This window comes from Streptomyces sp. LHD-70, from assembly GCF_031157275.1.
Taxonomy (GTDB): Bacteria; Actinomycetota; Actinomycetes; order Streptomycetales; family Streptomycetaceae; genus Streptomyces.
The window spans coordinates 54,970-74,338 of the sequence record NZ_JAVIFW010000022.1 but is presented as its reverse complement, the minus strand read 5'-3'; the positions used below and the strand labels follow the sequence as shown (position 1 = coordinate 74,338).

Here is a 19,369-nt window from a genome sequence, read left to right as displayed (position 1 = left end):
TCAACGGACTGCGTTGGCCTTCACGGCAAGGTTGCCCACCGCCGGCTCGTCCGCGCGTTCACGCAGGAAGCAGGCAGCGAGGAAGGAGACCACCCCGGCCAGCATCAAGTAGAGCGCGATTGCCGACCAGTGGCCGGTGCGGTCGAGCAAGTAGGTCGCGATCATCGGGGCGAAGCCGCCGCCGAGGACGGTGCCGAGGGTGTAGCCGGCCGAGAGGCCCGTGTAGCGCACCTCGACCGGGAAGACGTGCGCGAAGAACGTGGGCATCGCCGCGTACGTCGCCGACCAGGCGGTGAAGAGGAGCACGAATCCGACCAGAGCCAGGGCGTAACTACCCGTGTCCAAAAGGGCGAACCACGGGAACGGCAACACGATCATGCCCGCGACACCGGAGAGGAAAAGGCCCTTACGGAAGCGCACAGACCGGTCGGACCAGCGGCCGAAGAACGGGATGGCCACGAGGGTGAGCGCCGTCGCGGCCATGACCGCGCCGAGCATCGCGCTCTTGTCGATACCGAGGTGGTCGGTGCCGTAGCCGAGGGAGAAGACCGTGCCGATGTAGAAGACGGCACCGGTCGCCACGTAGGCCAGGCACATCAGCACCACGAGGCCGCTGTGATGGCGCAACACCTGCATGAGTGGCGCCTTGGCGACGTCACCGCTGCGCTTGACAGCCGCGAAGTCCGGCGACTCGTCGACCTTCATCCGGATGAACAGGCCGAGCGCCACGAGTACGGCGCTGAACAGGAACGGAACTCGCCAGCCCCAACTGTGGAAAGCACCGTCGGGCAGCTGTGCCAGGGCGAGGAACATGAGGTTGGCGAGCAACAGACCCCAGCCGACACCCGTGTTGACGATCGCTCCGTACAGGCCGCGCTTGTGCGGCTCGGCGTGCTCGACGCTCATGAGGACCGCCCCGCCGTACTCACCGCCGAGCGAGAGTCCCTGCACCAGCCGTACGAGGACGAGGAGTAGCGGTGCACCAATACCGATCTGCTCGTATGTGGGAAGCAGGCCGATCGCGAAGGTGGCGCCGCCCATCAGCGTCAGGGTCAGCACGAGCATCGACTTGCGGCCGAGCCGGTCGCCGAAGTGCCCGAATATCGCTCCGCCGACGGGCCGTGCGACGAAGGCGATGGCGAACGTCGACAGGGACAGCAGCGTTCCGGTCAGCGGGTCGGCGGAGGGGAAGAACAGATCGCTGAAGACCAGGGAGGCCGCGGTGCCGTAGACGAAGAACTCGTACCACTCGACGGTGCTGCCGATCAGGCTCGACAGCAGGACCTTGCGCCCCTGGCTGCGCGATGGCGCGGTTCTCGATGTCATCGTCGTCCCTCCCTTGCGGACCCGAAGTCCGCCTCGCGATACGTGAGTTGGCGGCTGCATTTCTCAAAGGGATCCGTGCGGCCGCGCGCTCACCCTGGACCCACTCGCGCGAGTGAGGCGTAATACCTCACTGCCTGGGGCTCCGGATACTGCGTCAATCAGGAGCACGCGTCAAGAGGTTGCGCTCGCAGGGCGAACCGCCCGCAGCACTCGGCGAACCGGTGGTAGAACCGTGGCCACTTCGGGACGGATCCGCGCGCGCCCATGACTTCAGTCTCCTCCGCCCCCGGTTTGACCAGCCACTCCGGCGTGTGTACCGACGCCGCCTCGTCGACTCCTCAGCCCTTGCTGAGCATCGACCGGAGGAACAACAGCAGGTATGGGCCCCGGACACCCTTGGTGCGGGTGGCCGGGGCCGGTACCGCTCGGGCAACGGCGCTTGAACCGAGCGGAGTTCAGGAGGTGATCGAGCAACGAGCGACCTGTGGGAGCCGGGATCGGCCCCGGCCCAGGAGCTCGCCGACGGTTGTCAGCAGAGGAACTTGTCCGCCAGGAGGCGGGCGATGGCCCAGTCCTGCACGGCGACGCCGACGGACTTGAACACGGTTCGCTTGCCGAGGTTGGCGGGACGTGCGATGAGCGCGGAGCCCAGCTCGGTGAGGTCGTCGCGCGTGATGGCTCCGGCCTCGAGGGCGTGGATGATCTCACCCGACTCCTCCAGGATGGCCTCGAGTTCGTCGATGACCACGGTGCTGTTCGCCAGCAGCTCGTCGGGCAGCTCACGCATGGTGGGCCGGAAGGCGCCGATGGCGTTGACGTGGACCTGGGCCGGGAGGGCCGACTCCGGGAAGAGCGGGCTGGTGGCGGTGGTGGCGCAGCAGACGATCTGGGCGTCACGCACGGCGGTGGTCGCGTCGGAGGCGGTCAGCACCTCCGTACCGTTCAGCTCGGCGCGCAGGGTCTCGGCGAGCGCACGGGCGCGCTCCGCGTTGGCGTCCACCACGGTCAGCCGACTGAGCGGGCGCACCGCGTGGACGGCGCGCACCTGGTCGGGGGCCTGGCCGCCGGCGCCGATCAGGGTCAGCTCGCTCGCGTCGGGCGCGGCGAGCAGGTCGGTGGCGACACCCACGACGGCACCGGTACGCAGCGTGGTGACGGGACCCGCATCGGCGACGAGGTGGTCGCTCCGGTCCAGGGTGCTCCACACGACGGTGCCGGTGATGGCGGGCGTGCGCTCGAAGTTCAGGCTGAGCGTCTTGATCATGGCGGACCGCGTCGGCCGGTGGTGGGCCGGCATCGAGAGGAACTGACCGTCTCGCAGCACCGTGCGCGTGGGCATTTCGAACTCGCCGTTGGCCAGGTCGATGAAGCCCTTGCGCACGGCATCGATGGCTTCAGGCATCGACACGGCTTCACGGATCTCCTGCGCGGTGACGCTGACAGTCGTCATCTCTCTCTCCATCCAATCGATCCCAGTAAGGTATTACACCTTAAACCGAGCCGTTGTCGACGGTCTGTTTGTTTCGTGTTATGCATTAGGCGTGACTCCAACTCGCCCGGCAGCAAGGGCCGCCCAGACTCCCCAGCTCAAGTCGGTCAGCCTTCGAGAGCAGGCCCGCGAGGCCTTGCGCACCCGGATCGTGCTCGGGGAGATCGAGCCCGGCCAGGTGGAGAGCGTCATCAACGTGGCCGCGACCCTCGGTGTCTCGGTCACGCCGGTCCGCGAAGCAGTCATGGACCTCGCCAATCTCGGCATCGTCGAAGTCATCCGCAACCGCGGCTTCCGCGTACCGGAGCTGACCGATCGCGATCTGGAGGAGATCTTCCGGCTTCGGACCATGCTCGAAGCGCCCGCCATGGCCGAGGTCACCACACTCCTCGACGGTGAGCCCATCCCCCAGTTCCGGCAGCTCGCCGAGCAGATCACACAGGCCGCCAGGGAAAGCGATGTACGGAGTTTCCTCGACCTCGACCGGCAGTTCCACCTCGGACTGCTCGAACTCCTGGGCAACCGGCGGCTGGTGGCGATGGTCAGCCAACTGCGCGACCAGGCCCGGATGCAGGGTCTGCAGAAGCTCGCCCACCAGGGAGAGTTGACGCGCTCCGGCGAGGAGCACATCGAGATCGTGGATGCCATCGAGTCCGGTGAGACAGAGCTCGCTTCGGAGCTCATGCGCAAGCACCTCGCCCACAGCCGCGGCATCTGGGCCGGACGGCCAGAAGACGACGCCTGAGCGCTGCTCGACCAGCACGGCCCGTACGGATGCGTGCGGGCCGTGCTGCTGCTTCAGGTCATCGCAGTACGAAGTCGTGAACCAAAGTCTGTCCCGGGACTCGCGGGCACCCCTCTCGCAGTGTCAAGAATTGTTGCCATCCCCCACGTGATGTTGGCGATGGAATTCGGAGTCACCGGGAGAGTTCTCGCCTTCCCGGCAAGCGCTCTCAAGCGTGGCGCGTGCCCGTGACGGCATCAACGGCAGCCACGAGGTTGGACAGTGACGACCCGTCGGCGCTCTACGCCGGCTGGAGTGAAGACGCCGGATTCCTTGTGGACGTCTCGTACGCCGCGAGCAAGCGTTCCGTGTCCGCCATCTGTCGCAGCCAGCCGTCACGGACCACGTCGATGCCCGTCTCCGGCTCCTGCAGTGAGGCGAGGTATCGGGCGACCGGGGCACCTGCCGGTCCTGCCTGTTCGTGCAGGTCGATCATTGTGGCGACGAGCTTGGACTGCATGCCGTAGATCGGGATCTGCGGGCCGCGCGGAGCGATCAGGCCGATGAAGTACAGCTTCTCGACGTCTTCCGTCAGGATGCCGCCGGCGTAGCGAACAGGCGCTCCCGATGTCCACGAGAACAGGGAGTCGTCGAGGAAGGGCAGGCGGACGTTGAATCCGGTGGCCCACAGGATGGTGTCGTAGTCCTTGGCTGTGCCGTCGCTGAAGTGGACGGTCTTGCCGTCGAATCGCTCGATGCCGGGGCGGACGGTGATGCGGCCGTGGTGGATCCAGTACAGGAGCAGGTCGTTGACGACCGCGCGGCCCCCGGCGAGGGTGTCGCCCTCGGGCTTGGGCAGGCCCGGGTAGGCGTTCCACTCGCCGATCGAGAGGCGGGCCATGAGGCGGTTGATCAGGTCCTGCTCGGACGGCGAGAAGTCTGCCAGGAACGGGACTTCCTGGCGCGGCACGCCGAAGTAGGTCTTGGGCTGGAACCACGAGCCGTGCCGGATGACGATGTCGGCGTCCAGGCGGTGTTGGGCGACGTCGACTGCGAGGTCGCAGCCGGAGTTGCCGGCGCCGACGACGAGGATGCGGTCGCCCTCCAGATCGGAGACGTTCTTGTACGTGCCGGAGTGGATCTGCGTTCCGGTGAACTCGCCGGGGACATCGGGGATTCTGGGGTCCCAGAGGTGGCCGTTGGCCACGAGGACGCCGTCGTAGATCTCGTCGTGCCCGGCGCTGGTCGTGACCCTCCAGCCGTACGACCCGGTCCGCGCGTCCGTGACGCCCTCGGGAGCCTCGACCGGTTCGACGCTCGTGACGGCGGTGTTGAACCGGATGGTGTCGTAGAGGCCGTGCTCGCGGGCGTACGACTCGATGTAGGCGCGCACTTGGTCGCGGCGGGGGAAGTGCGGGTAGTCGGCGGGCATCGGGAAGTCCTCGAATGCCGTCATGTCGCGCGACGTGATGAGGTGCAGGGCGTCGTAGTCGGTGTGCCAGTGGCCGCCGACCCGGTCGGTCTTCTCAAAGCAGTCAACGGTGTGGCCGCGTCGGCGGAGTTGCTGGAGTGCGGAGACGCCGGCGGCACCGGCGCCGATGACGCAGTAGCGGGACATGGAGGTTCCCTTCGTGGTCCGGGCGGGGGTTACCGAAGCCTTCTCGTCGGCTGCTTCGCGGACCCGGGGCGGGTAACCGCGGATCGCGCGAGGGCTTCGCTGCATCCAGATGCGGTCAGGGGGCGTATGTTCGGCCCGTCAGGATGACCAAAGTATTCACGCCGCTACTGGCCTAGGTGAATACGCGGTTTTCGGCAGGCCCATAGGTTTCCCCTTGAGCCGAGGTCGGCTCAGGTACGGGACCGGTCACCGCGGCGGTGGGACCTCCAGTCGTCCCAGATGCTTCGTCGCCAGCTCCATCAACACGCGCGTGGCCGGGGACAGATGGGCATCGCGACGGGTGATGAACGCGAACGTCTCCGGCAGCGGAGGGTCCAGTGACACCCAGCGCAGGTTCTCCAAGTGCCCCAGGGAGCGGGCGAGCGGCAGGGAGATGACGGTGTCGCCGACGCCACGCGCGGCGAGAGTGAGAGCCAGCGCGGGAGACTCGACCTCGACCACGGGGCTGAGGGACACGCCGGCGTTCTGTGCACGCTCCAGGAGCTGTCGCCGGGTGGGATCGGCGTTGCCCCAGCGCGCCTCGGGAAGGATGAGCGGCCTCTCCGCCAGCCGCTCAACCGTGATCGGTTCCGTGGTGCGTGACGGGTCGATGCTGAGATAGACCGCCTCGCTCGCCCAGACGACGCTGCTCACATCGAGGCCGCGGTCATCCACCGGCAGGGATACAAGGCCCGCCTCCAGCGCGCCGTCGCGCGAAGGCGGCCGTCGAACTCGGCACCGCCTTCCGGCCCGTGCCGGTGGACATCACCGACCGGGCCGCCGTGGCCAGCGCGCTCGGCTCTCTTGACGGGCTGCGTGCCGTCGTCAACGCGGCGGGTGTCTACCCGCCCACCCTGCTCGCGGACTACGACGAGGCGACCTACCGGCGCACCTTCGACGTGAACGTCCTCGGCACCCTCAACATCACTGCCGAAGCTGTCCCCGCACTGCGGGCCGCCGGCGGCGGGTCGGTCGTCAACTTCGCCTCCATCGACGCGTTCGCGGTCTCTCCCGGCCAGCTCGTCTACAGCGCCTCGAAAGCGGCGGTGGTCTGCATGACCCGCTCCCTCGCCCATGAACTCGCCGCTGACGACATCACCGTCAACGCGGTTGCCCCCGGCTGGGTCGACCCCCCTGGCACCCGGGCCGGCGGCCGCATGGCGGAGGCGGTCAAGGCCGTTCCGCTGGGCCGGGCCGCCCAGCCCGAGGAGATCGCCGACTGGGTGTGGAAGCTGTGCCACGGCACGTACATGACCGGCGAAACGCTGGTTCTCGGGGGCGGCATCACCGTCCGCTGACCGGGACCGGCGTGACTGCGGAGGGCGGCGCAACAGCGTGCGCCCTCCGCGGCCAATCTCCCTGCCACACAACGGAGGTACGTCCATGACCGTCCGTCCGTTCAGGCCGAGGAACTGCGCCTGACCGGCGGATCCACTCCGCCATCGAAGCGCGGGATCCCGGACAGTTCGAGTTCCACCAGGCCGTGCGCAAGGTCCTGGAGTCCTTGGAACCCGTGCCCGCCCAGCGCCCCGAGTACGTGCGCCATCGCGTCCTCGAGCGCCTCTGCGAGCCGGATCGGCAGCTCGTCTTCCGCGTCCCGTGGGTCGACGACGCCGGACACGTGCGGGTCAACCGGGGCTTCCGGGTGGAGTTCAACTCCGCGCTCGGACCGTACAAGGGCGGCCTGCGCTTCCACCGCTCACCCTCACGCCTGAAACCGCCGTCCACACGGGACATGGCACCTCCACCACCATCGCCACAGAGGCCCCACAGCTTGAGGATTAGGTTCGCCGAGGCCACTGACACAGTGTTCGAGCACTCCTCATAACAGAGGGTCAGAGGGCCACCTAGCGTGTCCCAAGGCAGCTACCGCCAATGACGTACGGCCGCCCCCTCCTGGCTGCCAGGCCAGGCGAGGGCCTCCTACGCCTGACAAGCCGCTGTACCGGTGAGATGGCATCTCGGCCATCTCTCTCCATCCATCGGTCGTCCGCCCTGAACAACTCCTGCTTCCCCGTTACGCATGAGAGCCGATCTCATGCTGCCTACCCGCCGCGAGGACGGTCTCGACGGCCCTGAGAGCACGGAGGTCCGCGAGCGGTTCGCCGTCGACCACGAGCAGGTCTGCCCTGTAGCCAGGCGTGAGTTGACCGGTCTTGCCGCCGAGGCCCAGCGCGTGGGCGGCTTCGGTGGTCGCCATCGCGAGGATCCGCTCGTTGGCCAGGCCGAGGTGCTCGTAGAACGTGAGGCTGCCGGGCAGGCCATCGAACCCGGCGCGCTGTACGCCCGCGTCCGTGCCCGCGATCAGGCGAGCGCCCGCCTCAGCCATCGTCCTTACGGCGTCGAACATGGCCTCGGCCCGCTCGGGACCGAAGAACTTCGGCAGCATCGGCCAGTGCGGGCTGACCGTGGGGCAGACGAAGATGCCCTTCTCGATGATCTGGCCGAGGACGTCTTCGCGTACGTCGAAGCCGTCCTCGGTCATCCAGGTGCAGTGCTCGATCGTGTCGACGCCCGCCTCGACCGCGGCGGTGATGCCGTCGACCCCGTGCGCGTGCGCGGCGACCGGAAGCCCTGCACGACGCGCCTCCTCCACGAGTGCGTCCAACTCCTCGTCGGAGAACTGGGATTCCCAGCTCTTCGCCCCGCCCTTGGTCAGCCCACCCCCGGTCTCCATCACCTTGATGACCTCCGCGCCGGCCTCGGCGTTGCGCCGCACGAACCGACGTACCTCCTCCACCCCGCTGACCTCGCCGCCGAGGAACCAGCAGTGCCCACCGGGAGGCGTCACGGGAGTCCCCGCCGACACGATGCGGGGGCCGACGGCCTGGCCCTCGACTACAGCCCGGGCCAGCCGCAGAGCAAGCCAATTGCGATCACCCAAGTCACGGGCGGTCGGTCGCCACGCTCCAGGGCAGGACGACGCCGTCGAAGCAGAGGTGCACATGGGCGTCGATCAGGCCTGGCAGCACGGTGCCCGCCGGGTACGCGAGGCGCGGCTCGTCAGGGCGAGCGTGACGCTGAACCTCTTCACGCGGCCCGACCTCGGCGATCGCGCCTTCTCGTACGAGGACCGCTCCATCAGAGATGACGTGCAGGTCAGCTCCGGCCAGGACGTGGGCGGCGGTGATCAGCATGGGCAGCAGCTCCCTTTCGCTTACGGAGTGGGTCAGTTGGCGACGCGAGCAGGGCATCGGACAGAGCCAGCAGTTCCTCTACGTCGGCCTCTCGGCTGCGTTGTCGAGGGATGGTGGCCAGGGGTTGCTCGGGTTGAGGCCTGCCCGAGCCGTCGAGTTGCGCGCGCACCGCTTCGCGCAGCCGTTCAGCGGCACGACGCGCGCAGTCGTCACCAGGCGGGCGTAGCGACGCGTCTCGCCGAGGCGGTTCAGGCGGGCTGCTTCACTGCTGGGCGTCACGTTCTCCGGGTCCGCGAGGATCCTCCGAGCCACTTGGCGTATCACTTCCGCCGCCTGCGGGTGCAGTTCCACATGATCGACCGGCCCGCCCATTAGCACGCGGACGAAACGATAGCCGTAGGACGGCTTGCCCTTCGGCCGTCTGCTGCCCGCATTCTTCGTGTGGCGTCACGGCTGCGAAGCTGGATGGCACGCAATTCCATCTGTGCGCCCCACGCCTCGATGGTGAACCGATTCTCGTCCGCTGGATCGGTCAGGTCCCAAGGCCCGTCATGCCCGTAGGTGACCACACCCCTCATCACGCATGTTGTAGCCGGTGTTCAGGCAGTCCACGACGTGGCCGCCCACGGACGCGGCGGCCGTCGGAACGTCACTCCGCTGCCGCTCCGGCGGCGAGGTGGCCGCCTTCACCCGCGACAGCCGCCGCACTCCGAGCAGGCACTTTCCGTACCCGTCGTAGGGTCGTTCGATCATTTCCAGGTCCGTACCGCGCAAGGTGTCTCCGTTTCGAGCACGCAGGGTACGGAGAATGCGCGGCCACCCCCAGGATGATGATCTTGGTCACCCCAGGAAGCTCAACCGAACCTGACGGTCGGGATTATCCCTATTGGTGTCCGCCAAACTCCGTTAGGGCCACCTAGGAGCTGTCCGGCCGATCATGTGACCGTCGCCTGATTTGCTCGTTGTTCCCGCTATGATCGACGGGATTCTGCACCGGGTGCGGACCGGGGTGCACTGGCGCGATCTGCCGGAGCGGTTCGGGCCATGGAAGACGGTCTACGAGCGCCATCGACTGTGGTCGGCTGACGGCACCTGGGAACGGCTGATGCAGCAGGTCCAGGCCGCGGCCGACGCGGCTGGCGAGATCGACTGGGACATCTCGGTGGACTCCACCATCGTGCGCGCCCACCAGCACGCGGCCGGTGCCCGCACCGAACCGCCGCCGGGCCATGCCGACTCAAAGGGGGACGAGGGGCTGGAACATCAGGACGAAACTCCGTGGCAGAGTCTCGTCGGCCGGCTGGTGGCGGTGGTGCGGGAGTCGAGGGCCTGGGCCGCTCACGCGGCGGCTTCACCAGCAAGATCCACCTGAGCGCGGACGGTTTCTGCCGTCCGCTGTCTCTGATCGTCACGCCGGGGCAGCGGGCCGACTGCACCCAGTTCATTCCGGTGCTGAAGAAGATCCGGGTCCCGCGGCTCGGGTCGGGCCGGCCCCGCAAGAAGCCCGACAGCGTCACGGCCGACAAGGCCTACAGCAACGGTCCTTGCCGTCAGTACCTGCGGCGGCGCGCCATCCGGCACACGATCCCGGAGAAGGCCGACAGCCAGGCTGCCCGCCTGCGCAGGGGGTCGCGAGGCGGACGGCCACCCGGCTTCGACGAGGAGCGGTACAAAAGGCGCAACACTGTCGAGAGGGCCATCAACAAGCTGAAGAACTCCCGCGCCGTCGCGACCCGTTACGACAAGCGCGGCTACGTCTTCCTCGGCACCGTCACCGCAGCCGCCCTTGTCATCTGGCTCCGCACCTGACCGCGTGTCATGACATCAACCCACCGAGGCACCTGGCGCAAGCACCAGGCTGGCTGCCGCGATGAAGTCCTCAAGGCTGATGACGCCGCTGCCGGTACCATCGTCCCATTCGGTCAGGAGCCCTGAGCGGCCCTCGTTCCAAGAATCCGGACTGTCATCAAAGTCAGGGCCGGGGTGCCACTCGACGCTGCCCTCGCCATGCCGGTATCGGAGATACAGGTACTGGCCGTCCGCCGTCCAGGCATCCCACTGCGATGGGCAGGCAGAACACGTCTGCACGACCAGCGTCAGCTTTCGACCTTCATCCGTACTCATCCGACGATGGTCGCGCAGCACCAGGCGCCCGGCAATCGACTTCGATCTCAAGCAGCAGCACGCTCGCCATCAATGATCGGCCGGACAGCTCCTAAGGGCTTGCAGATCATTAACTCGTCGTCTTGATCTTGCTGTTGGACTCTCTGGTCTGGGTGTGGACCCGGGCCTGGAGGGCGGAGAGGGCGACGGGTGGAGTCGTCGCGGGCGGAATGATGACGCCGTGCGCCTTGAGTAGTCGCCTGTTCTTCAAGAGTGTGCGGTGCATGGCTGTGCGGCTGCTGGCGAAGAGTACGGCGAGGGGTTCCGCGGCCAGGGCGACCCGCAGGTGGAGCACGGTGGCCAGGACCTGTTCGGGGAAGGAGAGCCGGGGCGGACGGCCACGCCGGGTGTCGCCGTCGGCAGCCAACGTCTCGGTGAGGTCGTCCAGTTGCTGCCGGGACATGCCGGTCAGTGCCGGATCCGACAGAAGGGCCTGGTCCCACTCTGGCTCCGGCGTCTGTGGGGTTCGGGCTGCCGGGACGGCGGGCCGGGGATGCAGGACGTAGTTCCAGTCGCCGTGGAAGGCGTGTCGGGTCAGCGGCAGCGCGGCCATTTCTGCGTCGCCGATGCGGACGCCGGTCGGATAGGCGTTGGTGTCGAGTGCGGCATCCACGCGCAGTCCGGTGCGGGTGGTGGTCGCCGCGATGGTCTGCAGGATGACTTCGTGGCTGGTCAGCGGTCGGCCATGCCAGTTCATGGTGATGTGGGAGAAGAGCCGGTGCTCAATCTTGTTCCACTTCGATGTGCCTGGCGGCAGGTGACACACAGTGATGGACAGTCCGGTTTCGGCGGAGAGCTGGGCGAGTTCGAGTTTCCAGGCGCGGGTGCGGTAGCCATTCGAGCCGCCCGCATCGGCCGTGATCAGCAACCGGGTCGCCTGCGGGTAGGCGTCCTGGCCCTGGCCGCGCCACCAGCGGCGGATCGATTCCACGGCGAACGCGGCGGTGTCGTGATCCGTGCCGACGTTGACCCAGCCGGTGTTCGCCGCCAGATCGTAGATTCCGTACGGGATGGCCTTGCCCAGCTGCGGGTCGGCGAAGTCATGAACGTGCACCGCACCGGGGCACCGGCCGGCCGCCACTGGCGTCCCTGGTTCTTGAACTCGCCTACGAGTTCCTTCTTCTTGGTGTCCACACTGATCACCGGCTGCCCGGCATCCCGGTGCTCGCGGGCCTGCTCGTTGAGGTAACGGAACTGGGCATCGCGGTCCGGGTGTTGGCTGCCCTCGATCGTCTTGGCGTTGGCCTGCAGACTGAAGCCTTCCTCCCGCAGCAGGTCGGCAACGGTATCGGCACTGACCCGGTGCCCGGCGCGGGTCAGTTCACTTGCGAGGGTACGAGTGGACTTCACAGTCCACCGCAGTGGCGACATCGGGTCGCCGCGCTCATCCGGCTCGACCAGCGCCAGCAGTGCGGGCCGCAGCCCGGGATCGACATCAGCGACCCGCTTGCGACCTCCACCCTGTCGCCGAACCCGGTCCAACGGATCTTCTCCGGCCTCGAGTTCAAGGACGCCCTTGCGGACCGTCGTCTCGCTCGCCTCTGCAGCCCGCGCCACGGCCCGGATGCCTCCGTGTCCCAACCCTCGGGCCTCCACGGCCATCAACAGCCGCCGCTGCCGCTCGTTCAGGTGCGGGAACAACACGGCGAACTTCACCGAGAGTTGGGCACGAGTCTCGTCCGGGATGCGCATACCACCTCAACGAATCCCAGGACGGGAAGCAACACGTTAATGATCTGCAAGCCCTTAGGTTAACCGCAACCTACTCCACTCAAGGCTGCCTTCAGCCGCCCGCAAGGAACTCACCTGAGTTGGCCGCCGGCAGACCACTTGCACCGAGCACGATCTCATCAGCCGCTCCCACCCACGCCGTTCCCCTCTGCTACAGCGCTTCAGTTGTCAGTGGCCAGGGTCAAAGCGGTGTCCACGGTCCGAACCAGCGATCAGGACGACGGAAGCGATAGCTCCGCCGACCTCGGACCACCGGGCGTCGCGCGTCGCAGCGGCGAGTGGACGAGCCGACGGCGAAACCGATGGGCATCCTCCGACCTTGAGACGAGCGCACTCCTTTCCTAACGGGGAAGTCCACAAATCCATTGCGAATCCCCGCCCGCTGTGCGCCGCCAATCGGTGGGGCCCACCAAGTGCGAGCCGTTCGGAGTCGAATTCATGGGGCCGGGGCTTGAGCCACGTGTGCGCCGGGCGCGCCGGGCGAGCAGCCGGTCACGGTGTGGTCGGGGCGTTGTTGAAACGCCCGGGGCATAGCCTGGGTGAGGCACGCGTCGAGGCGGCGCGGCCGAACACCTCCTTCGCCGGACCGTCACCGCGGACGGCATCACTGGCGACCCACATGCCTCGCAATTCGCAAGCCCGAGCTGGCTGTCGGAGACCTTGTGCCGTCTCCGGCTCAAGCGCCGCTTGGTCGTGGGGCGATGAGGTCTCGACTGCACCCCGGGTAACAATTCCCGGGGCACCCGAATTCATTTCCTGCAGAAGATTTCGATGTCCTCCAGCGAGCTCCCCGCCGCGTCGACCGTAGCGCCGTCACCGCGGAGTGCGGCAACTGCCTTCATGGCCTCTTGAGACACTTCTCCGTGGAGGCGCGCAAGATGCCCGAGGCTGACTGCGGACGAGCATCGCACGCTGGACTCGTTATGCCGTGACAGTTGGATGATCCACTGCTCCGTCCACAGCCGGTTCTCACCACTGAGAGCTGCGGTAATGAGCGCCCTGCTCACTTCCTCCGGTCGCCCGTGCCGGAAAATATCCTCCGCCGCAGAGGCGGGCGTGATCACCCCGGGGGATTCGTACTGCACGCCGTCAACCCTTTCCTTGTTCGGCACGGCTCACGCAATACTTCTTCCCGGGGATGAACTTCACCCTTGCCGCCCGACGCACATACGCCCAAAGTTGATCGACGTAGTCACACAGGTAGAATTGATCCTGACGGCTGCATGGCTGCTCACTGCTTGCGGGTTCTGTGTTCGAGTGGCAGCAGACCCACGACCGGATCGTCGGCCAAAATTTCCACCGGCGACCCAGAATCCAAACCCTTCCGGGTCAACTTGCCTTCCGGTGGATTTCAAACGAGAACGGATCCCCGCACATGATGGTGAACTCGCAGGACTTGAATCCCAGTCGAACCCCGTCTGCTTCACCAGCCGGATCCCTGAGGATTTCCTCCTCCAGGATGGGGCCGAGTTCCCCGGCTCCGCCCAATTCGGGAATGTCTTCCCGGCGCCAGCTTTCAGGAGGGTAGCACCAGCCAGGGAGAACACCCCATACTCCCGGGTCGCCCCTGAGAGTCCAGTCCGTCCCGGAGGTGATGACGACAGAATTCCTCTCCCCCACTCTGAGCTCAATCGCCTCTGCTTCCCCCTCCGAGGAAGGAGCGTAGACAATCGCTCGCACATCCGTAACGTCCAAACCCGTCAGCCGCACTGGCCCGCTCCTTTCCTCACTGGATCGGCACCGCGGTCGTACCGCACGGTCCCTCGCTCACCAACTCGGACCGCCTGAAGCCGCCCCTGTTCCACCATCTCGGCGAACTTCGAGCAGCGCACGCACCACTACCGCCGACCTGTCACTTCTCCGAGTTATCGGATCGACAGCCGTAGTTGAGCGTCAACCTGCCTGCATACTCGTCGGGAACAGTCCGCCCCCGAAAAGCCATCGAGAGGTACGAATCCAGCGCTTCTGGCGCCTCCAGGAACGGCCCGAACCGATCGCGCCACTCAGCACGACCAGCTGCGCTGGGAAATCCGCTGAACACTGCTACTTCAGCATCTCTCTCCCCCCAGCACCCCCAATTGCCAGAAGGGCCGACGATGGCAACCACATTGGCTGAGATCGCGATTGAACCCATGACGTCGCCGCCAGGTTCGTATCCAATGGCTTCCCAATAGCCATCACTGTCCGTGTCGACAGGCAGCGAAATAGCGGGGTGCACTCCGTAGTCGGGAACGTAGAAGTTGTCGCGACTCGGGTCCAGGGCCAACAGCTCGACCCTGTCATCCCCGTGCCATCGGGCCATTGCGGTAAGCGCTGGCCAAATTTCCGGGGACAGAACGATATCGAACTCGCAGAACAAGTAATCGCCGGCCACCCGCTTGAATACCTGGTCCGGAAGCCTGGCACCGACATCGAATACGTTACCCACAGCAGAAGAGACCTCTGCATAGTGCTCACTGCCGGTCACGAAGGAACCCACTCTCAGGGTCACTCCTCTCCGAGTCTGATTTTGATATCCGCCTTCTTTGAGCCGGGACTATAGTAATCGGCCGTCCATCCCTCGTAGCTATTGGCCTTGCCGCGAAGGAAGTACCGCGCACCGTCTTTCTCGTACATGATGTTCGGTCCCTTGTCTGTGCGGGTCCATCCATTTGCCTCGAGGTTCTCGCCAAATTCCCGAGGGCCGACGTCCGTAAGCTTGTTCAGCATACGAGCCCCTGGCTTGGTGATGTCCTCGTACTTCGAAGCATCACCGTCCCCCGGCTCGCACTTCAGCCCCAGCGGGTCCACCCAGACATGCGGGTTGGTCACCCAGGCCACCGGGTTCGGCGCGGGCTCCAGGCCCAGCGGGTCCGGGCTGGCGTACCTCGCCGTCGCCGGGTCGTAGTGGCGGTGGAGGTTGTAGTGGAGGCCCGTCTCCGGGTCGGCGTACTGGCCGGGGTGGCGGAGCGGCGTGTGTGCCGTACTGCCCCGGGCTACGGCCGTAGTGCCCCACAGCGTGCTTCGCGTGCGCCATGCCAGCGAGCCGTCCGGCGCCACCAGTTCCGTCGGAGTGCCCACCAGGTCCGTGATGATCGCGAAGAAGCGGGCGTCCACAGTGCGTTGGCTGTCCGCCTCCACGATGCGTTCCGCCTGCGCGACGGGTGTCAGGCCGTCGTACTCCCAGGTGAGGGCGACCGCCCGAGTGCGTTCCCCGGAAGGGGAGCCATGACCGGAGCCGTCACCCGCCCCCTGCTCCGTGCTCTGCTCGATGACCTGTGTGCCGTCCCAGGTGAAGACCGTCTCCTCGACGACCGCCCCCGACGCGTCGAGACGCTGCTTTGCGCTCCGGCGACCCAGCGGGTCGTACCGGTACGTCCACACCACCCCGTCCGGTGTGGTGCACGAGGTCAGCCGGTCCTCGGCATCCCATGCGTACCTCCAGAGGTCCGGCTTGCGCGACAGCCGCGTCTTCCGGCGCTCCACGACGCGCCCCGCCTCGTCGTGGAGGTACGTCCAGCGCCCGGCCCGCAGCACCCGCGTCCCGCTGAACTCACGCTCTCCGGCCGCTGATTCGCCGTGCGAGGCAGGCCAAGCGGCCTGGGTGAGGTTGCCGGTGGCGTCGTATGCGTAGGTCTCCGTCCAGTTCTCGCCGGTGACCTGGGTGACACGGCCGACACGGTCAAGACGGAAACGCCGAGAACCGTTGAGTCGGTCGCCCATCCCCAGCAGGTAGCCGTCGGCCCGGTACTCGTACGACTGCTCCTGGACGACCGTGGCGTGTGGGTGCGTGGCGGCGCGTGGGTCGCCCGTGATGCCGTCCGCGGTGACGGTCCGGCTCAGGAGGCGTCCGGCCAGGTCCCATTCGTTGGCCCAGATCAGCGCTGTGTCGATGTGTCGCTGGGTTTCGCGACCTGCGGCGTCGTAGGTGGAGTCGAGGGTGTGGCCGTCGATGTCGAGGCTGATGCGGTTGCCCGCGGTGTCGTACGCGTAGGAGGTGACGGATCCGGACGGGGTGGTGCGCCGGACCGGGCGGCCGAGTGCGTCGCGGTCGAAGGCGAGGATGCGGCCTGCGTGCATCTCGATGCACAACCTGCCCATGGCGTCGTGCTGCAGGACGAGTTCGGACTCCAGGGTCGTGGCCGTGGCGAGGCGACCCGCGGGGTCGTAGGTGTAGCGCGTCTCATCGCCGTCGGAGTTCTTGACTGTGATGCGCCCGTGGGGGTCGCGTGTGTAGGTGACGGTCTGCCCCATGGGGTTCGACCGCTGCCACAGGCGGCCGGCTTTGTCGTGGGCGTAGTGGAGCCGACGGCCGTCGAAGTCGGTCTCGGCGGTGACGAGGCCAGTGGGGTCGTACTCGTAATTCCAGGTCAGGCCCTGGGGGTTGGTGACTCGGCGTAGGCGCAGCTCGGTGTCGTAGCCGAATTCGTGCCGGGTGCCGTCCGGTTCGGTGCGGGCCTCGAGGAGGTCGAAGTGCGTGTAGGTGTACTCCGTGGTGCCGCCGATGGGGTCGGTGTGGCGGAGGAGGTTGCCTTCGCCGTCCCATTCCCAGGACTCGGCGGCTCCGTCCGGGCCGGTACGGTGCGCCAGTTTGCCCTCCGCTGTCCAGTTCATGCGCGTGGCATGGCCCAGCGGGTCGATGGCCGTGACGAGGCGTCCGAAGGCGTCGCGTACGTACGTGGTGGTGGCGCCGAGCGGGTCCGCCACCCGGAGCGGCAGACCGGCGGGGTTGTTCTCGATCCGTGTGATCCCGCCCAGCGGGTCGGTGACCGCTGCCAGGTGGCCTCGCTCGTCGTACGCCATGGCCGTGGTGGTGCCGTCCGGCCGTACGGTGCCGGTCGGGCGACCGGCCTCGTCGAACGTGCGGCGGGTGACGGCCCCATCCGGGCCCCGCATCTCGACCGGGTTGCCGCTCTCGTCGTACGTGATGGAGGCGGTGGTGCCGTCCGGGCTCTCGACGCTCAGCGGTCGGCCCAGGTCGTCGTAAATGTAGGTCGTCGTAAATGTAGGTCGTCGTGGCACCGAGGGGATCGGTGACGGTCAGGGGGCGGTGGTGTTCGTCGTAGGTGGTGCGGGTGGTGCGGCCGGCCTGGTCGCGTTCGGCGACGATGCGTAGCTGGGCGTCGACGGCGAAAAGGGATATCTGCCCGAGGGAGTCGGTGACGCGGGTTGTCATGCAGCCGGGCGCGGGGCAGTCCAGGCCGTACTCGAAGCGGGCTCGCAGGTGGCCGGCTTCGCCCTCGTGGTGGATGCAGCGGTCCTCGTCGTCGTAGATGTACGAGAACGAACGGTCGTTGGTGTCGGTCCACTTGGTGATGCGACCGCGCTCGTCGACCTCGTAACGGGTCGCGCGGTCCTCGGAGTCGGCGACGGAAATGAGGAAGCCCCGGTCGCTGTAGCCATACGAGCGGATCCGCAGCGGCCCCTCGGAGGTAGTGAGGAAGAGGCCGGTGATGCGGCCTGCCTCGCAGACGAAGCGGAGTTCGTAGCCGCCGGAGTGGGATATCGAGTGGGGCTGACCCAACTCCCATTCCACAGATAGCCAGTTGCCCTGAGCGTCGAACATGGAGGCGAGCTTGGCCGTGCCGTCGCCGCCGGGCTCGACTCCGGCCGGAGCTTCGAAGGTACGGGTGATCCGCGTGAGCGGGTCGTGCAGGGTGTAGGAGCCGTCCAGCTCGCGTTCCAGCGTCCACGGGACCCCCTTGAGAGGGGTGACGGGGAGGTCCGGAGCCGGGTGCGGGTAGGCACGCACGCTCCCGTCCGCCGCCAAGTGGCACACGCCTTCGGCGTCGACTTCCAGGCGTTCGTCGATGGTGGAGGCCCAAGCGGGGCCGAACCAGCCGCCGTTGCGGTAGGCGGACTCGAAGGTGCGGGTGAACTCCAGCGGGAACGTGCCCGGCAGCGTGACGTCGGTGGCGGGCAGGACCATGCGGCCGGTGGCCATGTCGACCGGCTCGTTGCGCAGGACCTTGCAGTTCAGGTCGCGGGCCAGGTCACCGAGGCGTTCCTTGACGGACTTGCGGGCTCCTTCCTTGACGCCCTGCTCGATCGCTTCCTTGCCGGCCGCCTTCAGCCCGCCCTTGAGCCCGCCTCCGACGCCCTTGCCGCCGACGAGGTCGATGAGGATGCGGCCGACGGCTTCGGAGGGGTCGCGCCAGTTCTGGTTCTTGACGATGCCCACCAGGCGTTCGGGGTGGGCGACGGTGGAGGCCAGGCCGGTGGCAACGCTGTTGAGGTTCGTCAGGTACACGCCGGGGTGGGTCAGGTTGTACGGATCGGTCGGGTTCAGCATCCGCACCAGGCCGACCGTCTCGCCCAGGCCCTTCAACGCGCCACCGAGGAGGTGCACGCTGTTCAGGGCCATACCCTCGCCCATGTCCCGGATCATCGAACCGGCCAGTTCCCAGCCACCGGGCATCTCCGGAGCCTGCTCGACCAGCGGCTTGATGGCGTCCTTGGAACGGCGGGCGGCATCGTCCCGCTGGTGCCGGGCCTCGTCCACCATGTGCTGGGCCTGCTCCAGGCCGGCCTTGCCCGGGTCCTGGAACGGCGGCGGCTTCGGCCCGGGATCCTGCCCGGCCTCGTTCTTGCGGTTCCATTCATCGGCCGTGGAGTTGTAATCCTTGACTGCCTTGTCGGAGGCCGCCTTGGACTCCTTGTACTGGGCGATCGCTTCCCGCGCCTCACCCTGCGCCCACTGCACCGTCGAGGCGTACTCCACCAACGACTTCGCCGCGGCCTCGCAGGCATCGGCTGCGGAGATCCAGAACTTGGGCTGGGGCGCGAACTCCTCACGGAAGGCTTCCCCCGCCTCGCCCTCCCAGCCGTGCACGTCCAGACCCTTGAGTCCGGAGCCGAGTTTGTCGAAGGCCTTGAAGAAGTCCCTGAGATGCTCGGCCCGTTCGGTCAGCTTCTCCACGTCACCGTGGATGATCTCCTTCGGATCCTCCGTTTCACCGAGCTGACGTTCAGCGACATCCGCGCCGAGCTTGTCGGCCGTCCACTCCGACCCGTCCCGGACTCCCTCGGCCGCGTCCTCCAGACCTACGTGCTCCAGCCCGTCCGCAGCCTTGTCGCCCGCCCACGCGACACCCTCACCAACGGCCTCGACACCGTCCTCGGCCGCGCCGGCGACAGCGTTGAAAGCGTCCCCCAGACCCATG

14 protein-coding genes and 5 pseudogenes are annotated in these 19,369 nt (G+C 67.2%); 4 read left to right on the top strand and 15 right to left on the bottom strand.

From position 1 onward, the window contains the following. Both RCO28_RS32390 and RCO28_RS32385 read right to left on the bottom strand, forming a co-directional pair. Complete coding sequence (locus RCO28_RS32390; RefSeq protein WP_308944894.1) at positions 1-1,326, bottom strand: MFS transporter; 1,326 nt, start codon at positions 1,324-1,326, stop codon at positions 1-3. Between the two features lie 529 nt (positions 1,327-1,855). Next, on the bottom strand, positions 1,856-2,776 hold the full coding sequence (locus RCO28_RS32385) for an ornithine cyclodeaminase family protein (protein WP_308944893.1): 921 nt from the start codon (positions 2,774-2,776) through the stop codon (positions 1,856-1,858). A 91-nt stretch (positions 2,777-2,867) separates the two neighbouring features. On the opposite strand from RCO28_RS32385, the gene RCO28_RS32380 reads away from it, so the two are divergent. Continuing rightward, positions 2,868-3,560 carry a GntR family transcriptional regulator gene (locus RCO28_RS32380; RefSeq protein WP_308944892.1) on the top strand — a complete coding sequence of 231 codons (693 nt, stop codon included), beginning with the start codon at positions 2,868-2,870 and terminating at the stop codon, positions 3,558-3,560. Positions 3,561-3,840: 280 nt separating this feature from the next. On the opposite strand, the gene RCO28_RS32375 is transcribed toward RCO28_RS32380, so the two are convergent. Next, entirely contained in the window at positions 3,841-5,157 is a 1,317-nt protein-coding gene (locus tag RCO28_RS32375; RefSeq protein ID WP_308944891.1) for an NAD(P)-binding domain-containing protein, read from the bottom strand. Between the two features lie 246 nt (positions 5,158-5,403). Then, positions 5,404-5,871, bottom strand: a complete 468-nt coding sequence (locus RCO28_RS32370; protein ID WP_308944890.1) for a LysR family transcriptional regulator substrate-binding protein — start codon at positions 5,869-5,871, stop codon at positions 5,404-5,406. An 8-nt stretch (positions 5,872-5,879) separates the two neighbouring features. Between RCO28_RS32370 and RCO28_RS32365 the strand changes: the two genes are divergently transcribed. Both RCO28_RS32365 and RCO28_RS32360 read left to right on the top strand, forming a co-directional pair. Next, positions 5,880-6,494, top strand: coding sequence for an SDR family oxidoreductase (locus RCO28_RS32365; protein ID WP_308944935.1), 615 nt, complete (start codon positions 5,880-5,882; stop codon positions 6,492-6,494). A gap of 131 nt (positions 6,495-6,625) precedes the next feature. Continuing rightward, positions 6,626-6,898 (top strand): annotated as a pseudogene (locus RCO28_RS32360) (Glu/Leu/Phe/Val dehydrogenase dimerization domain-containing protein); the annotation flags it as partial. A 315-nt stretch (positions 6,899-7,213) separates the two neighbouring features. Here RCO28_RS32360 and RCO28_RS32350 read toward each other — a convergent pair. The 3 genes from RCO28_RS32350 to RCO28_RS32340 all read right to left on the bottom strand — a co-directional run bounded on the left by RCO28_RS32350 (position 7,214) and on the right by RCO28_RS32340 (position 9,086). Beyond that, on the bottom strand, positions 7,214-8,143 hold the full coding sequence (locus tag RCO28_RS32350) for an amidohydrolase family protein (protein ID WP_308944889.1): 930 nt from the start codon (positions 8,141-8,143) through the stop codon (positions 7,214-7,216). Next, complete coding sequence (locus RCO28_RS32345) at positions 8,082-8,333, bottom strand: hypothetical protein (protein WP_308944888.1); 252 nt, start codon at positions 8,331-8,333, stop codon at positions 8,082-8,084. The genes RCO28_RS32350 and RCO28_RS32345 overlap by 62 nt, the downstream gene beginning before the upstream one ends. Positions 8,334-8,882: 549 nt before the next feature. After that, positions 8,883-9,086: a hypothetical protein gene (locus RCO28_RS32340; RefSeq protein ID WP_308944887.1), complete on the bottom strand. Its 204-nt coding sequence runs from the start codon at positions 9,084-9,086 to the stop codon at positions 8,883-8,885. A 220-nt stretch (positions 9,087-9,306) separates the two neighbouring features. On the opposite strand from RCO28_RS32340, the pseudogene RCO28_RS32335 reads away from it, so the two are divergent. After that, positions 9,307-10,142: pseudogene (locus tag RCO28_RS32335) on the top strand (IS5 family transposase). A gap of 15 nt (positions 10,143-10,157) precedes the next feature. Here the strand turns inward: RCO28_RS32335 and RCO28_RS32330 are convergent. The 8 genes and pseudogenes from RCO28_RS32330 to RCO28_RS32300 all read right to left on the bottom strand — a co-directional run. Continuing rightward, positions 10,158-10,457: a hypothetical protein gene (locus RCO28_RS32330; RefSeq protein ID WP_308944886.1), complete on the bottom strand. Its 300-nt coding sequence runs from the start codon at positions 10,455-10,457 to the stop codon at positions 10,158-10,160. 109 nt (positions 10,458-10,566) lie between these two features. After that, positions 10,567-12,098, bottom strand: a pseudogene (locus RCO28_RS32325) (ISAzo13 family transposase). A gap of 878 nt (positions 12,099-12,976) precedes the next feature. Next, positions 12,977-13,339, bottom strand: a complete 363-nt coding sequence (locus RCO28_RS32320) for a hypothetical protein (protein ID WP_308944885.1) — start codon at positions 13,337-13,339, stop codon at positions 12,977-12,979. A 217-nt stretch (positions 13,340-13,556) separates the two neighbouring features. Continuing rightward, positions 13,557-13,937, bottom strand: a complete 381-nt coding sequence (locus RCO28_RS32315) for a hypothetical protein (protein WP_308944884.1) — start codon at positions 13,935-13,937, stop codon at positions 13,557-13,559. Between the two features lie 142 nt (positions 13,938-14,079). Next, positions 14,080-14,706 (bottom strand): hypothetical protein, encoded by a 627-nt coding sequence (locus tag RCO28_RS32310; RefSeq protein ID WP_308944883.1) that lies wholly within the window; start codon positions 14,704-14,706, stop codon positions 14,080-14,082. Between the two features lie 8 nt (positions 14,707-14,714). Next, positions 14,715-16,460: an RHS repeat-associated core domain-containing protein gene (locus RCO28_RS32305; RefSeq protein ID WP_308944882.1), complete on the bottom strand. Its 1,746-nt coding sequence runs from the start codon at positions 16,458-16,460 to the stop codon at positions 14,715-14,717. A 99-nt stretch (positions 16,461-16,559) separates the two neighbouring features. Next, positions 16,560-17,228: pseudogene (locus RCO28_RS39520) on the bottom strand (type IV secretion protein Rhs); the annotation flags it as partial. Continuing rightward, a pseudogene (locus tag RCO28_RS32300) lies at positions 17,203-19,368 on the bottom strand (putative T7SS-secreted protein); the annotation flags it as partial. The pseudogenes RCO28_RS39520 and RCO28_RS32300, both read right to left, overlap by 26 nt. Between the last annotated feature and the right edge of the window lies 1 nt (position 19,369).

Excerpts from the sequence above, each read along its gene's own strand:
- RCO28_RS32340 (WP_308944887.1), bottom strand. The coding sequence starts at position 9,086 with ATGATCGAACGACCCTACGACGGGTACGGAAAGTGCCTGCTCGGAGTG.
- RCO28_RS32345 (WP_308944888.1), bottom strand. The coding sequence starts at position 8,333 with ATGCTGATCACCGCCGCCCACGTCCTGGCCGGAGCTGACCTGCACGTC.
- RCO28_RS32385 (WP_308944893.1), bottom strand. The coding sequence starts at position 2,776 with ATGACGACTGTCAGCGTCACCGCGCAGGAGATCCGTGAAGCCGTGTCG.
- RCO28_RS32375 (WP_308944891.1), bottom strand. The coding sequence starts at position 5,157 with ATGTCCCGCTACTGCGTCATCGGCGCCGGTGCCGCCGGCGTCTCCGCA.
- RCO28_RS32390 (WP_308944894.1), bottom strand. The coding sequence starts at position 1,326 with ATGACATCGAGAACCGCGCCATCGCGCAGCCAGGGGCGCAAGGTCCTG.
- RCO28_RS32305 (WP_308944882.1), bottom strand. The coding sequence starts at position 16,460 with ATGGGGCAGACCGTCACCTACACACGCGACCCCCACGGGCGCATCACA.
- RCO28_RS32330 (WP_308944886.1), bottom strand. The coding sequence starts at position 10,457 with ATGAGTACGGATGAAGGTCGAAAGCTGACGCTGGTCGTGCAGACGTGT.
- RCO28_RS32350 (WP_308944889.1), bottom strand. The coding sequence starts at position 8,143 with ATGTGCACCTCTGCTTCGACGGCGTCGTCCTGCCCTGGAGCGTGGCGA.